This is a genomic window from Nocardioides sp. Root682, from assembly GCF_001427795.1.
GTDB lineage: Bacteria > Actinomycetota > Actinomycetes > Propionibacteriales > Nocardioidaceae > Nocardioides.
Genome location: NZ_LMHJ01000001.1, coordinates 514,056 through 527,435 on the forward strand (window position 1 = coordinate 514,056; position 13,380 = coordinate 527,435).

Below are 13,380 nucleotides of genomic sequence, written 5' to 3' on the forward strand. Positions count from 1 at the left end.
AACGGTCCGGGGGGTTCGTCGTTTTTCGCCGGGCTCCTGCTTCGGGTCCTACTCCGGGCGCGGGAACTGCGAGCGCATGGCGAGGTCCCAGCCGCGGTCGCCGAGCATCTTGCGGGCCACGATCGCTGCGGGCGCCGACACCGTCACGGTGTAGCGCGGCTTCGGGTGGTCCTTCGTCAGCGCCTTCTCGATCACCTTCGCGACCGACTCGGGTGGCCCGCCGAACCTGGCCATCGGGCCGTTGTAGACGTCGGTCGTCGACGCCTGGACCGTCTCGTTGAACTTCGCGTACGGACCCTCGCCAGTCGGCATGCCGGCCGCGACCGCGGCCTCGAAGTTGGTGGTGATCAGACCGGGCTCGATCAGGACGACCTTGATGCCGAAGCCGCCGACCTCGAAGCGCAGCGCGTCGGAGAGGGCTTCGACGGCGTACTTGCTGGCGTGGTACGCCCCGCCGCCCGGGAACGTGAGCTTGCCGCCCATCGAGCCGATGTTCACGATCCGGCCGGAGCCCTGTCCGCGCATCGAGGGCAGCACCAGCTGCGTGAGCCGGATCAGGCCGAACACGTTGGTCTCGAACTGGCGTCGTACGTCGTCGACGTCGAGCGACTCGAGGGCGCCGGACTGGGAGTAGCCGGCGTTGTTGACGAGGGCATCGATCCGGCCGGCTCCGTCCAGGACGGTGTCGACGGCCGTCACCATCGACGCCTCGTCGGTGACGTCGAGGGCCAGCGTGTGGCAGCCGGCCGCCTCGAGGTCCGCGAGGACCTCAGGACGGCGGGCGGTGGCCCACACGTCCCAGCCCTTGGCAGCGAGGCGGGCTGCGGTCGCAGCGCCGATACCGGAGGAGCAGCCGGTGATGAGGACGGAGTTCATGTCCCGATCCTGCCGTAGATCCCGACTTCTGGTCAGGCTCCGGTGATGCGGACCTGGATCTCCTGGATCTGGATGCGGACGCGGGCCCGCAGGTCGTCGGGCGCGGTCTCGCCACAGGACCGGGCGACGAGCGTCTTGACCGTGCGCTGCAGGTCGTAGCGCTCCAGACAGGGGCTGCAGGAGTCGATGTGGGCGCGCACGATGGTGCAGTCGCCGGGCTCGAGCTCGTTGTCGATCAGCCGGACGATCCGCTCCAGGAAGTCGGCACACTCGGCGTTGCTCGGGTCGTCCCCGTGCGCGTGCTCGTGGCTGTGCGCGTGCTCGTCGTTCATCGCTGACCTCCCTCGACAGGTGCGTCGCCGCCGGTGCGGACGTAGTCGGAGAGCATGTCGCGGAGCTGACGCCGGCCGCGGTGCAGGCGGGACATCACCGTCCCGATCGGCGTTTCCATGATCTCGGCGATCTCCTTGTAGGCGAATCCCTCGACGTCAGCGAGGTAGACCGCGAGCCGGAACTCCTCCGGCAGTCGCTGCAGGGCGTCCTTCACCTGGCTGTCGGGGAGGTGCTCCAGCGCTTCCATCTCGGCCGACTTCAGGCCGGTGGAGGTGTGCGACTCCGCACGCGCGAGCTGCCAGTCCTCGACGTCACCGGTGTCACCGGCAAAGGCCTGCTGGGGCTGGCGCTGCTTCTTCCGGTAGGTGTTGATGAACGTGTTGGTCAGGATCCGGTAGAGCCACGCCTTGAGGTTCGTGCCCGGCCGGAACTGGTGGAAGGCGGAGAACGCCTTCGCGAAGGTCTCCTGGACCAGGTCCTCGGCATCGGAGGGGTTGCGCGTCATCCGCATCGCGGCGCCGTACAGCTGGTCAAGGAAGGGCAGGGCGTCGCGCTCGAAGCGCGCGGCCCGGTCCTCGGGACTCTCGGTGGCGACGTCAACGACGTCGGCCTCGAGGCCGGCGTCGACATCGGCATCGAGGGAGGGCAGGTCAGAAGTCTCGGTCATCGCACCCCAGCCTAGAGGTTGCCCGTCGAGGGTGCCCTCGGTCGGGCGTTCCAGAGTCGCGATCATGTGAGCGGAACGCTTCAGGCGCGGGCGGCATTCCCCGAGCCCGTGATCTCGCGGACGATCCATTCGAGCGTGGACTCGACCACGATCGCCATGGCGTCCTCCTCGGAGACGGGGCCGCTCTTCGGAACCTTCAGTCCGTGGTCGGCGCCGGGCACCACGGCCAGGTCGGCGTTGGCGGGCAACGGGTCCGGGAACTCCTCGGGCCGGCCCATCGGGTCGCGTTCGCCCTGCACGATCAGCATCGGCACCCCGGCGCCGGTGAGCTCGTCGAGCCGGCTCTTCTCGGGCCTGCCCGGAGGGTGCAGCGGGAACGACAGGGCCAGCACACCGCTGGCACCGAGTCCCTTCGCCGAGCGCGCCGCCGAGCGGGCACCGGCCGAGCGACCGCCGACCACCAACGGCGTGCGGACCCGGAGGGCGTTGGCTGCAGCCCGGAGCCCGACGTCCAGGGTCGGCGGAGCAGTCGCGACCTTCCGTCCGGCACGGCGCCACGGCTGCTCGAACCGGGCGACATTGATGCCCTGGCCGGGCAGCTGGGTCGCCAGCGCGAGCAGGTCACGAGCCTCGATCCCGCCACCCGCTCCGTGGCTCAGCAGCAGGGTCACCAGGGGACGGCGTGCGCGGTGCATCACGAGCCGGCCTTCGCCGTACTCGGTCGGGATCAGTCGTTCCTCGGTCACAGCAGCGTCTCCTGGCCGTCGTCGGAGGTGTCGGACGAGGTGTCGGATGAGGTGTCGGGCGTCGTGAGGGCCAGGGGCGCCACCAGCTCGGGACCGTTGTTGCGGACGTTGCCCACGGCAGTGGAGACCGGGTACGCCGTCAGGCCGGCCTGCTGGGCCGGGGTGAGGAGCCGCGACAGGTCCGTGATCGTGTGCCGCGGATCGAGCCACTCCGCACGGCTCCCCCGGTCGACGAGCAGCGGCATCCGGTCGTGGATCCGGCCCAGCTCGTCAGTGGCCTCGGTGGTCAGGACCGTGCACGTCCAGCGGAACCGGTCCTCGGCGTCCTCGGGCTTCGAGGGATCACGCCAGATCTCGTAGAGTCCGGCCATGGCGAGCACGGCACCGTCGTCGGGACGGATGAAGAAGGGCTGCTTCTGCTGCTTGCCCTTCGCGTCGAGCTGGTCCAGGACGTACCACTCGTAGTAGCCGTCGGCCGGCAGGATGCACCGGCGCGACGCGAACGCCTTGCGGAAGGCGGGCTTCTCGGCCACCGTCTCCATCCGCGCGTTGATCATCCGGCTGCCGATCTTCTCGTCCTTGGCCCAGGACGGCACCAGGCCCCAGCGCAGCGCGCGCAGCTGCCGGACCGGGTCGCCCTGCCGGTCGGGGTCCTCGTCGGTGCGCGGCGTGCGCTCCATGACGGCGTAGACCTCGTCGGTGGGCGCGACGTTCCACGACGGCGGCACGACGGCCCGTTCGAGGCGTGGGTCGAGCACCTCGAACTCCTCGACCAGATCCTCCGGACTGCGACTGGAGGCGTATCGCCCGCACATGCGGGCCAATCTAGAGGACTGCACCGACGCTCGGGTCCCTGCACGCACCGCTTTCACTAGACTGGGCGGGACATGACCACGCCCTTGCCGCCCGCTGATCCCTGGCCCGCTCCCACCGCCACCGGGCCGCTGCATGCGACCGTGGCGCTCCCCGGGAGCAAGTCGCTGACCAACCGGGCCCTGATCCTGGCTGCGCTGGCCGATGGCCCCTCCGTCGTACGACGGGCGCTGCGCTCGCGCGACACCCTGCTGATGGCGCAGGCGCTGACCTCGGTGGGCGCGACGGTCGACACGTCCGGCGCGGACTGGGTGGTGACCCCGCTCGACGGCTCGGTACCGGCAGATCACGCCGCGGTGGACTGCGGCCTGGCCGGGACCGTGATGCGGTTCGTGCCGCCCGTGGCCGGACTGGTGCGCGGCGAGGTCGCCTTCGACGGTGACCCCCACATGCGCAACCGACCGGTGGGCGAGGTGCTGACCGCGCTCGCCGGCCTGGGCATCACGATCGACTCGTCGGTCGGCACTCCCGGCGCGCTGCCCTTCACGATCCGGGGCACCGGCTCCGTGCCGGGCGGCACCGTGGTGATCGACGCGTCGGCGTCGTCCCAGTTCGTGTCCGCGCTCCTGCTGGCCGGCGCGCGTTTCGACGCCGGGGTGGACGTGCGCCACGACGGGAAGCCGATCCCCTCTCTCCCCCACATCGAGATGACGATCGCGATGTTGCGTGATCGCGGCGTGGCCGTGGACGACAGCGACGCCAACCGCTGGGCGGTGGCCCCCGGTCCGATCGCGGCCCACGACGAGGCGATCGAGCCCGACCTGTCGAACGCCGCACCGTTCCTCGCCCTCGCGGCCGTGTCCGGCGGTTCGGTGACGGTGCGGGACTGGCCGCGATCGACCACGCAGGCAGGTGACGCCTTGCGCGACCTGCTCAGCCGGATGGGGTGCCGCGTCACGTTCGGCGACGACGGGCTCACCGTGACCGGGCCCGAGGGCGGCGCCCGCGGGCTGCTCGGCCTGGAGGCCGACCTGCACGACGTCGGCGAGCTGGCTCCCGCCATCGCCGCGCTCTGCGCACTGGCGTCCACGCCGTCGCACCTCACGGGCATCGCCCACATCCGTGGCCACGAGACCGACCGGCTGGCAGCGCTCGCCACCGAGCTCGGTGCCCTGGGCGCAGCCGTCGTGGAGCACCCCGACGGGCTGTCCATCAAGCCCGCTCCCCTGTCTCCCGGCGTGTTCCACACCTACGCCGACCACCGGATGGCCCATGCCGGCGTGATCATCGGCGCGGCCGTGCCGGGCGTGCTCGTCGAGAACGTCGCGACGACCAGCAAGACGTTCCCCGACTTCGCCGCCTTCTGGTCCGGCCTCTTCTGATGCCGCCGCGCTACACCGACCACGACGTCGAGCACTACGAACGTCCCCGGAAGCGCACCCGCCCTCGCACCAAGGACCGCCCCGCCCACGACGATGCCGTCGACGGAGTCGTCGTCACCGTCGACCGTGGCCGCTACACCCTGCTGATCGGCGATGCCGTCGTCACGGCGATGAAGGCCCGCCCCCTCGGCCGCAAGGGCGTCGTCACCGGTGACCGCGTCCGCGTCGTCGGCGACGTGACGGGCGACGCCGGCTCACTGGCCCGGATCGTGGAGGTCACTCCGCGCTCGACCGTCCTTCGTCGTACGGCGGACGACGACGACCCCGTCGAGCGGGTGCTGGTCTCCAACGCCACGCAGCTGGTGGTGGTCACCGCGCTCGCTGACCCCGAACCGCGCACCGGACTGATCGACCGCGCCCTGGTGGCGGCGTACGACGCCGGGCTGTCGCCGTTGCTCTGTCTCACCAAGTCCGACCTGGCCGACCCCGAGGTGCTGCTCTCGACCTACCGCTCGCTCGGCGTGCCCTGGGTGGTCACCCAGCGCGGACCCGAGCGCAGCATCCTGGGCCTCGAGGCCGTCCAGGAACGCCTGGCCGGTGAGGTCAGCGTGCTGGTCGGGCACAGCGGCGTCGGGAAGTCGACCCTGGTCAACGCGCTGGTGCCGGACGCGCACCGCAAGATCGGCCACGTCAACGCCGTCACCGGCCGCGGCCGCCACACGTCGACCTCGGCGGTCCTGCTGCCGCTCCCGGAGGACTGGGCGGCCGGTGGCTGGATCATCGACACCCCGGGCATCCGCTCGTTCGGGCTGGCGCACGTGAAGCCCGAGACGCTGATCGAGGCGTTCCCGGACCTCGACGAGATGACCGAGGACTGCCCGCGCGGCTGCACCCACGGCGAGGACGAGCCCGAGTGCGGGCTGGACGTGGCGATCACCGAGGGCGCGGCCGACCCTGACCGGGTGACGTCGTTCCGGCGACTCCTCGCCGCGCGTTCCGTGACTGACTACTGACCTCTAGGAATCGATCTTCCAGGTGGCCTGGGCGCCGGCGTCGCCGGTGAGGAACACCAGGACGCCGGTGGCCAGCGCCGCCACGACGGTCAGGGCCGCGAGCGCGGTGCGGACGGTGCCGGTGCGGGTGTGGAACCACGCCGAGACGAAGGCCAGGGCGGCGAACACCGTGACACCGATGCGGAGCTTCTCGGCCCACGACTCGTGGTCGTCGAGTCGCTCGGCGAAGGGGCCGGTCGCCGCGGCGAAGCGTTCCTCGCGCAGGTCCTCACCGGAGAAGTACGCGACCCAGATGCTGACCAGCGAGATGGCCGCGAGCACCACGAGTGGCCAGCGCACGCGGTCGCGCCAGGACGGATTCGCGTAGGCCAACGCCGCCAGCACGGCGAGCGGGGTGAACACGACTGCGGAATGGACGACGAGCGGGTGGAGTGGAACGCCGTTGATCTCCATGGTTGAAGAGTGCACCACCACGCAACTCCGGATCCGGACCCACGCCGTAGGGTGCCCCTGTGGCCGCCCCCGATTACACCGACGACCTGCGACTCGCGCACCTGCTCGCCGACGACGCGGACTCGCTCACCATGGCCCGCTTCCGCGCGCTCGACCTGCACGTGATGAGCAAGCCCGACCTCACTCCCGTGACCGACGCCGACCAGGCCGTCGAGGAGTCCATCCGTCGTACCCTCTCCAAGGCACGCAGCCGCGACGCGATCACCGGCGAGGAGCAGGGCACCTCCGGGCACTCCCAGCGCCGCTGGATCATCGACCCGATCGACGGCACCAAGAACTTCGTCCGGGGCGTCCCTGTCTGGGCCACCCTGATCTCCCTGGCGGTCAACGACGAGGTCGTCCTCGGCGTCGTCTCCGCGCCGGCACTCCAGCGACGCTGGTGGGCCTCCACCGGCCACGGTGCGTGGACCGGCAAGGGGCTGATGAAGGCCACGGAGTGCCGCGTCTCGGACATCCGCCGCCTCGAGGACGCCTCACTGTCGTACTCGTCGATCACCGGCTGGGAGGACCGCGGGATCGGTGATGACCTGCTCACGCTGATGCGCCGGGTCTGGCGCACCCGTGCGTACGGCGACTTCTGGTCCTACATGCTGCTCGCCGAGGGCGCCGTCGACATCGCGGCCGAGCCCGAGCTCGAGGTCTACGACATGGCCGCGCTGGACATCATCGTGCGCGAGGCCGGCGGCCGGTTCACCTCGCTCGACGGTGCCGAAGGACCGTGGGGCGGCAACGCGCTGGCGACCAACGGACACCTCCACGAAGCGGCGCTGTCGTTCCTCGGGAGCGTCACCGACGAGCCTGCCGACCCCGACTGGCCCCGCTCCGGGCCGGGCAGCGTTTCCGACCTCCGGGCACATCGACAGCGTCTCACTGACGAAGACCGTGACGAGCCGGACCACTGACGAGTAGCGTGGGTCACATGCGCATCAGCGACGTGCTCCAGTCGAAGTCACTCCGTGACGTGGTCACCATCCGCCCCGACGCGGGCGTCCGCGAGCTGCTCGCGACGCTCTCCGAGAACAACATCGGTGCGGTCGTGGTCAGCGCCGACGGCACCTCCCTGGACGGGATCGTGTCCGAGCGCGACGTCGTGCGGACGCTGCACTCCGACGGCACGGTCATCAACGCCGTGGTGTCCTCGATCATGACGCCGCAGGTGAAGACCTGCTCTCCCGAGGACGACCTCGACACCGTGATGAAGGTGATGACCGAGGGCCGCTTCCGCCACATCCCGGTCACCTCCGACGGCCAGATCGTCGGGATCGTCAGCATCGGCGACATGGTCAAGCAGAAGATCGACCAGCTGCAGTTCGAGCGCGACCAGCTCGACAGCTACGTCCACCAGGGCTGACCTTTCTGGCCGAGCCCGTCTCCGGCTGGCCAGCCCAGGGTCAGCCTTCGGCTGCCCGGGGCACCCTCGCTCGCTCGGCCTCGACGGCGGCCACCACGTCGGCGACAGCGGCAAGGAAGATCGGCCGCCAGCGCTGGACGTCGAACACCACCGAGGCGTGCCCACCCGGCGCCTCGTGCACGGTGGCACCGGGGATGGCCTCGGCCAGCATCCGCTGCCGTGACGTCGGGATGGCGTGATCCCTGGCCGTGAGGACCACCGCCGTCGGAACGTCGATCTCGGAGAGCCAGGCGCGGGCGTCGAAGCCACCCAGGGTGCCGAGCACCTCGGGCATCGACCACGCGCTGGTGCTGCGGAACTCCGACCAGGCCCAGGTGGACATCTCCTGCACGGGGTCCAGCGATTCGGTCAGCGACGCGCGCACCAGGTCGACGCGCGAGCGGTAGTGCCCGCGGAAACGGGTGTTGGCCAACCCCAGCACCGGATAGAACATCGCGTCCCCGAGTCCGGCCTTCCAGCAGGCCGAGGTCGACGCGAGCACCAGGCCGAGGGTGCGCTCACCGTGGCGCCGCCAGAACACCTGCGCGAGAGCGCCGCCCATCGAATAGCCCACCGCGATGACCTCGGTGATTCCGAGGTGGTCGAGCACCAGGGCGGCATCGTCGACGCAGTCCTCCAGGGAGAACCGCTCCGAGACGATGCCGCGGCCGTGCCAGCGCTGGTCGAGCATCACGACGCGGTGCGACTCCCGCAGCTGGTCGAGGGTGCTGAACCACGTGAGGTACGACGTCGTGGCCAGCCCGTGGAACAGCAGCAGCGTCGGCGCGTCCGGCCGGCCCTCGGGGACGCCGGTGTCGACGACGAAGGTCTCGCCCCGGCCGGGCAGGTCCACGTACTGCCCTTCGGGCAGCTGCGGCAGGTCCGGGAACCGCTGGGTTCGGCGGATGCCCGCGCGCAGACCGAACACGGTGGCCTTGCCGCCGTAGCGGGCAGCGACGAACGAGCCCTTGAGCGCGTGGCGACCGGCCGTTTTGATCACCTGGGTGGTCAAGAGATGTTCCTTTGCTCCGCCGCGGCGGGGGGTTCGAGATCGAGCTCGGCCAGTGCGTCCGGGAAGTACGACGCCAGGACGTGCACGTCCGGGAGCAGGTCCGGGCACGCGAGCAGGGAGAAGTTCATCCGGTCGACGTAGGACCAGACGGTGACGTTGAGGCCGATGCCGTCGACGAGCGGTCCCACGCTGAACAGGTCGGCGAGCCGGGCACCGCCGACCGTGGCGGGCTCACGCGGGCCGGGAACGTTCGACACGATGGCCGAGAACGCCGCCGGGTGCCAGGACGCGGCGCTGATCTTCGAGTAGGCGCGCACGAGGGCCGCAAAGGGCCTCGGCGGGGTGAACTGCGACCAGTCGACCAGGATCGACGCACCCAGCCGGGCGTGGATCTCCTTGGCGTGCACCGTGGTGTCGGAGATCTTGCGGAGCCGTTCGATCGGGTCGTCGATGTCGGTGGCCAGGGTGGTGAACAGGTTCGACACCTGGTTGCCGCCGAGTCGCGGAATGGCGTCACGCTCGTCCGTGCTGACCGGCACGCCCGCGAGGAGCGAGGACGCGGGCCGTTCTCCGTGGTCCGCCATCCAGCGTCGCAATGCGCCGGACGTGGTGGCGAGCACGACGTCGTTGAGGGTGACGCCGTCGTGCTGGGCGCGGATCCTCTTGAACTCGGCCAGCGGCAGGCTGACGGTGGCAAACGAGCGCAAGGAGGTGAGAGAACCGTTGAAGGAGACCCGTGGGGCGTGCAGCACCGGGACCGGCGCGTTCGCGCCACCTCGGCGGGCGCGGGCCACCCCGAGAATGCCACGCAGCGTGCGGAGCAGCAGCCCCGGAAGCGTCAGGACCTGGGCGGCCGCGTCAGCCCACGCGTGCCGGATCAGGTTGTAGCGGCTGGGCAGGTGATCGGTGGTGGCGTACTCCTCCTGCACGGCCTCGGGAGCGGCCGCTGTGCGCACGTCGGTCACGTTCGCGAGCAGGGCGTTGGCGGCGGAACCATCAGCCAGGGCGTGGTGCATCTTGCCCACGACGGCAACCCGGGAACCGGCAAGCCCTTCGACGTAGTGCAGCTCCCACAACGGGTGGTCGCGGTGCAGCGGAGTGCTGGCGATCATGCCGATCAGCTTCTCCAGCTCGCGCATGCTGCCGTCACCACCGAGCCGGTGCCGGCGGATGTGGTGCGGCACGTCGATCCGCGGCAGGGTGACCCAGACCGGGTGGTTGAGGCCGAACGGCACCTCGACGACCCGACGCCGCAGCGGGGGAAGCCGCTTGAGGCGGGACAGCATCCCGCCCACGAACGCGTCGTAGGTCAGGGCCTCATCGGCCTCGAGAATGGCGATCTTGAGGGTGTGCATGTGCGCTGCGGGAGTCTCCATGTAGAGGAAACCCGCATCGAACCCGGTCATCCGCTCGATGGCCGGGCGCGTCATCGCGTCACCGCCGGGAGCTCGCGGACCATGATCTTGCCCGAGGCGTTGCGCGGCAGCGCGTCCAGCCGTACGACGTCGCGGGGCACCTTGTAGCCCGCGAGCTGCGAGCGCACGTGCGCCTTGAGGTCGTCCGCCGACACGTCCGAGGACAGCACGACGTACGCCGCGAGGCGCTGGCCGTAGGCCTCGTCGTCCACTCCGATGACGACCACCTCGCGCACCGCTGCGTGCGCGCCGAGGACCTTCTCGACCTCGATCGGGTAGACGTTCTCACCGCCGGACACGATCATGTCGTCGTCGCGGCCGACGACGTAGAGGCGGCCGTCGGCGTCCAGCCGGCCGACGTCGCCACTGACCATGTAACCGTCGATGAAGTCCTTCTCCGCGCCAGCGGTGTAGCCGTCGAACGGCGAGGCGCCGCGGACCAGGATCCGGCCGACCACGTCGACGCCGGCGTCTCGGCCCGCGTCGTCGATCACCCGCAGCGACGTACCGCGGACAGGCTTGCCCGCCGTGTCCGGTGCGTGCCGCAGGTCCTCGGGCCGGGCCACGCTGATCTGACCGGCCTCGGTCGCGTTGTAGCTGTTGTGCACGACGTCCCCGAACCGGTCCATGAACGCCAGCACCGACTGCGGACGCATCCGTGAGCCGCTCGCCGACACGAACCGGAGACTGCCCAGGGAGTACCGGTCGAGGACTGCCGCGGGCAGGTCCATGATCCGCTCGAGCATCACCGGCACCACGCTCAGCGCCGTCGCCCGGTGCTCGTCGACGAGCGCCAGGGTCGCCTCGGGGTCGAACCTGCGGCGGGTGACCACGGTGCACGTCATCGTGGCCGCAATGACCAGCTGCCCGAAGCCCCACGCGTGGAACATCGGAGCGGCGACGACGGCGGTCTCGCCGCCGCGCCACGGGATCATCTCGAGCATCCCGGCGAGCTCGTCGGCTCCCCCGCCGCTGCGCCGCGCGCCCTTCGGGGTGCCTGTCGTGCCGGAGGTCAGGAGCACGACGCGGCCGCGGGTCGCGGGCTTCGGCGGCACCTGCCCGGCGCTGCTCGCGATCAGGCCCTCGATGCTCAGGACCCCCGTGGGAACTGGTGACTCGGTCCATCCGAGGACCTCGACCAGGCCGTCGATCCGTGACCGCGCGTCCGCCACGACGTCGGTGAATTCCTCGTCGTAGAGGATCACCCGGGCACCCTCGCGCTCCAGCACGTCGGCCAGCTGCGGACCGGAGAAGCCGGTGTTGAGCAGCAGCGCGCTGCCGCCGAGGCGGGAGTTGGCGAGCAGCGCGTCGACGAACCCGCGGTGGTTGCGACACAGGATCGCCACCACCTCGACCGGCCCGCCGGTGAGCTCGAGCAGGCCCGCGGCGAGCGCTGCGGAGCGGTCCTGGAGGTCCTGCCAGCTCAGCGTGCCACGCTCGTCGATCAGCGCAGGGCCCTTCGGCCGTCGTACGGCGGCGAGGGCGAAGCTCGTGGTCGCGTTGGTGCCCTGCTCACGGAGGACCCGGATCAGCCGCACGTACTTCGCCGGGCTCATCGGCACCAGCATCCGGCTGCCGACGAGCATGCGGAAGATCCACAGCTGGGTGCGCAGACGCTGCAGCATGCTGGTCACCGGGGTCATCCCAGCACCGGGAAGCGCCGCTTGGCCGCCATCGCGACGAGCGCCTCCTGCATCCGCTCGCGCACGACGCGGTCCACCTCGACCAGGTCGGGGTCGGGACCGAACTCGTCCTCGATGTCGATCGGGTCGAGCACGCGGGTCGTGATCTTGGTGGGCAGCGGGAAGTTGAGCGGCGCCGGGACCAGGCCGAACGGGAAGCCGACACCGATCGGGAACAGGTCGGTCCGCATGATCTTGCGCAGCGGCGAGTGGCGCCCGATCCACTCCCCGCGCGTGAGGAAGAACTGGGTCTCCTGGCCGCCGATCGAGACGACCGGCACGACCGGGACGCCGGCCTTGAGCGCGGTGCGGAGGTAGCCCGTCCGTCCGTTGAAGTCGACGACGTTGGCCTGGAGGGTCGGGCGGAAGGTGTCGTAGTCGCCACCGGGGAACACGATGGTCACCCCACCGGAGGTGAGGATCTCGTGGGCGGTCTCGCGCGTGGCCTTGACGAAGCCGAACTTGCGCATGACCGGGCCGGCGACACCGGTGAAGAGCATGTCGTGGGCCAGGCAGTACAGCGGCCGGTCGGCGCCGAACGCGTCCGCGAAGGCCACCGCGATGATCGGGACGTCCATCGGCATCAGTCCGCCGGAGTGGTTGCCGACGATGAGCGCACCGCCGTCGGGGACCTTCTCCATGCCGCGCACGCTCGAGCGGAAGTAGGCCTTCATGGCCAGCTTGAGCGCGGGCAGCACCGTGGCGATGTACGCCGGATCGCGACCCTCCAGGGCGCTGTGCGCGCTCACGACGCCGGCTTCCACTGGGCCAGCTCCTGACGGAGCCGGTCGACGACCGTGGCGAGCACCAACGGGTTGGCGACCATGCCCACGTGGCTGCTCAGGACCTCGATGTTCTCGGCGATCGGATCGGTGGAGGGATCCACCGTGCAGCCCTGCCACGGGACGATGCCGTCGGTCTTCGACCACACGGCAGTGAGCGGGACCGGCACGGGTCCGCGGAGCAGGTCGATGATCTCCCGCGCGTTCGGGACGATGCCGTTCTTCTCCTTCGACTTCTCGAACATGCCCGTGGCGCGGGTGCGCTCCCCCTCGGCCCGCCACGGCGAGCCCAGGCAGACGACCTGGCGCACCTGGTCGGGGTGCTCGTGGGCGAGCCAGCGAGCGAGCAGGCCGCCGAAGCTCCAGCCCACGACGCTGACCGGCTCGTCGTAGCGGGCGGCGATGTCCGCGAACCGCTTCGGCAGGCCGGTGACGATCTTGTCGGTCAGTCCGTGGTTGGTGCCCAGGCCCCAGCCATGGACGTTCCAGCCCCGCTGCGAGAGGTGGGCGCGCAGGCGGCCGGTGAGCTTGTCGTGCGCGGAGAACCCCGGCAGCACCAGCACCGGCCTGCCCTGCCCGAGGTCGCGGTCCGGCAGCGCACCGGCGGCGAGGTCGATCAGCCGCGAGGAGCCGTACTCGACCGTCCAGCGCGGCAGCTCGAGCAGCATGAGCGCGCGGTGCGGCGCGCCGTTCGCGCCGGCTGCCGACGCAGCCCCGTCGCCCTGGTCACCTTCGAAGTCGTACACGCCGCCGAAC

15 protein-coding genes are annotated in these 13,380 nt (G+C 70.7%); 4 read left to right on the top strand and 11 right to left on the bottom strand.

The annotated features are described in order from the left end of the window. Positions 1-48 precede the first annotated feature (48 nt). The 5 genes from ASD84_RS02500 to ASD84_RS02520 all read right to left on the bottom strand — a co-directional run bounded on the left by ASD84_RS02500 (position 49) and on the right by ASD84_RS02520 (position 3,437). On the bottom strand, positions 49-876 hold the full coding sequence (locus ASD84_RS02500) for an SDR family NAD(P)-dependent oxidoreductase (protein ID WP_056706348.1): 828 nt from the start codon (positions 874-876) through the stop codon (positions 49-51). 32 nt (positions 877-908) lie between these two features. Further along, on the bottom strand, positions 909-1,208 hold the full coding sequence (gene rsrA / locus ASD84_RS02505; RefSeq protein ID WP_056706350.1) for a mycothiol system anti-sigma-R factor: 300 nt from the start codon (positions 1,206-1,208) through the stop codon (positions 909-911). Beyond that, complete coding sequence (locus ASD84_RS02510) at positions 1,205-1,876, bottom strand: sigma-70 family RNA polymerase sigma factor (RefSeq protein ID WP_056706352.1); 672 nt, start codon at positions 1,874-1,876, stop codon at positions 1,205-1,207. Before ASD84_RS02510 ends, rsrA begins: the two co-directional genes overlap by 4 nt. 80 nt (positions 1,877-1,956) lie before the next feature. Further along, positions 1,957-2,622 carry an alpha/beta family hydrolase gene (locus tag ASD84_RS02515; protein ID WP_235530948.1) on the bottom strand — a complete coding sequence of 222 codons (666 nt, stop codon included), beginning with the start codon at positions 2,620-2,622 and terminating at the stop codon, positions 1,957-1,959. Continuing rightward, positions 2,619-3,437: an SOS response-associated peptidase gene (locus tag ASD84_RS02520; protein WP_056706354.1), complete on the bottom strand. Its 819-nt coding sequence runs from the start codon at positions 3,435-3,437 to the stop codon at positions 2,619-2,621. Before ASD84_RS02520 ends, ASD84_RS02515 begins: the two co-directional genes overlap by 4 nt. Positions 3,438-3,509: 72 nt before the next feature. Here ASD84_RS02520 and aroA point away from each other — a divergent pair, with 72 nt between their 5' ends. Together aroA and rsgA are read left to right on the top strand one after the other, a co-directional pair. Then, a complete protein-coding gene (gene aroA / locus ASD84_RS02525) occupies positions 3,510-4,817 on the top strand; it encodes a 3-phosphoshikimate 1-carboxyvinyltransferase (RefSeq protein ID WP_056706356.1) in 1,308 nt (435 codons plus the stop codon). After that, positions 4,817-5,830 carry a ribosome small subunit-dependent GTPase A gene (gene rsgA, locus ASD84_RS02530; protein ID WP_056706358.1) on the top strand — a complete coding sequence of 338 codons (1,014 nt, stop codon included), beginning with the start codon at positions 4,817-4,819 and terminating at the stop codon, positions 5,828-5,830. Before aroA ends, rsgA begins: the two co-directional genes overlap by 1 nt. A 3-nt stretch (positions 5,831-5,833) precedes the next feature. Here the strand turns inward: rsgA and ASD84_RS02535 are convergent, their stop codons facing one another. Continuing rightward, the gene (locus ASD84_RS02535) at positions 5,834-6,283 is read right to left on the bottom strand and encodes a DUF2231 domain-containing protein (protein WP_056706360.1); all 450 of its coding nucleotides are present in this window, start codon (positions 6,281-6,283) and stop codon (positions 5,834-5,836) included. Between the two features lie 59 nt (positions 6,284-6,342). Here ASD84_RS02535 and hisN point away from each other — a divergent pair, with 59 nt between their 5' ends. Then, positions 6,343-7,245 carry a histidinol-phosphatase gene (gene hisN, locus ASD84_RS02540; protein ID WP_056706361.1) on the top strand — a complete coding sequence of 301 codons (903 nt, stop codon included), beginning with the start codon at positions 6,343-6,345 and terminating at the stop codon, positions 7,243-7,245. A gap of 17 nt (positions 7,246-7,262) precedes the next feature. After that, on the top strand, positions 7,263-7,694 hold the full coding sequence (locus ASD84_RS02545) for a CBS domain-containing protein (protein WP_056706363.1): 432 nt from the start codon (positions 7,263-7,265) through the stop codon (positions 7,692-7,694). A 40-nt stretch (positions 7,695-7,734) separates the two neighbouring features. Here the strand turns inward: ASD84_RS02545 and ASD84_RS02550 are convergent, their stop codons facing one another. From ASD84_RS02550 to ASD84_RS02570, 5 genes are read right to left on the bottom strand one after another with little or no spacing between them, the layout of a single operon-like run. Then, complete coding sequence (locus tag ASD84_RS02550; protein ID WP_162251480.1) at positions 7,735-8,745, bottom strand: alpha/beta fold hydrolase; 1,011 nt, start codon at positions 8,743-8,745, stop codon at positions 7,735-7,737. Next, positions 8,742-10,175 (bottom strand): WS/DGAT/MGAT family O-acyltransferase, encoded by a 1,434-nt coding sequence (locus tag ASD84_RS02555; protein WP_056706365.1) that lies wholly within the window; start codon positions 10,173-10,175, stop codon positions 8,742-8,744. The genes ASD84_RS02550 and ASD84_RS02555 overlap by 4 nt, the downstream gene beginning before the upstream one ends. Then, a complete protein-coding gene (locus ASD84_RS02560) occupies positions 10,172-11,785 on the bottom strand; it encodes an AMP-binding protein (RefSeq protein ID WP_235531078.1) in 1,614 nt (537 codons plus the stop codon). The genes ASD84_RS02555 and ASD84_RS02560 overlap by 4 nt, the downstream gene beginning before the upstream one ends. Positions 11,786-11,799: 14 nt before the next feature. Then, a complete protein-coding gene (locus ASD84_RS02565) occupies positions 11,800-12,591 on the bottom strand; it encodes a lysophospholipid acyltransferase family protein (protein WP_056710561.1) in 792 nt (263 codons plus the stop codon). Further along, positions 12,588-13,370 carry an esterase/lipase family protein gene (locus ASD84_RS02570; RefSeq protein WP_056706370.1) on the bottom strand — a complete coding sequence of 261 codons (783 nt, stop codon included), beginning with the start codon at positions 13,368-13,370 and terminating at the stop codon, positions 12,588-12,590. Before ASD84_RS02570 ends, ASD84_RS02565 begins: the two co-directional genes overlap by 4 nt. Positions 13,371-13,380: the final 10 nt, after the last annotated feature.

Excerpts from the sequence above, each read along its gene's own strand:
- ASD84_RS02520 (WP_056706354.1), bottom strand. The coding sequence starts at position 3,437 with ATGTGCGGGCGATACGCCTCCAGTCGCAGTCCGGAGGATCTGGTCGAG.
- ASD84_RS02510 (WP_056706352.1), bottom strand. The coding sequence starts at position 1,876 with ATGACCGAGACTTCTGACCTGCCCTCCCTCGATGCCGATGTCGACGCC.
- ASD84_RS02500 (WP_056706348.1), bottom strand. The coding sequence starts at position 876 with ATGAACTCCGTCCTCATCACCGGCTGCTCCTCCGGTATCGGCGCTGCG.
- rsgA (WP_056706358.1), top strand. The coding sequence starts at position 4,817 with ATGCCGCCGCGCTACACCGACCACGACGTCGAGCACTACGAACGTCCC.
- aroA (WP_056706356.1), top strand. The coding sequence starts at position 3,510 with ATGACCACGCCCTTGCCGCCCGCTGATCCCTGGCCCGCTCCCACCGCC.
- rsrA (WP_056706350.1), bottom strand. The coding sequence starts at position 1,208 with ATGAACGACGAGCACGCGCACAGCCACGAGCACGCGCACGGGGACGAC.
- ASD84_RS02535 (WP_056706360.1), bottom strand. The coding sequence starts at position 6,283 with ATGGAGATCAACGGCGTTCCACTCCACCCGCTCGTCGTCCATTCCGCA.
- ASD84_RS02560 (WP_235531078.1), bottom strand. The coding sequence starts at position 11,785 with ATGCTGCAGCGTCTGCGCACCCAGCTGTGGATCTTCCGCATGCTCGTC.
- ASD84_RS02545 (WP_056706363.1), top strand. The coding sequence starts at position 7,263 with ATGCGCATCAGCGACGTGCTCCAGTCGAAGTCACTCCGTGACGTGGTC.
- ASD84_RS02555 (WP_056706365.1), bottom strand. The coding sequence starts at position 10,175 with ATGACGCGCCCGGCCATCGAGCGGATGACCGGGTTCGATGCGGGTTTC.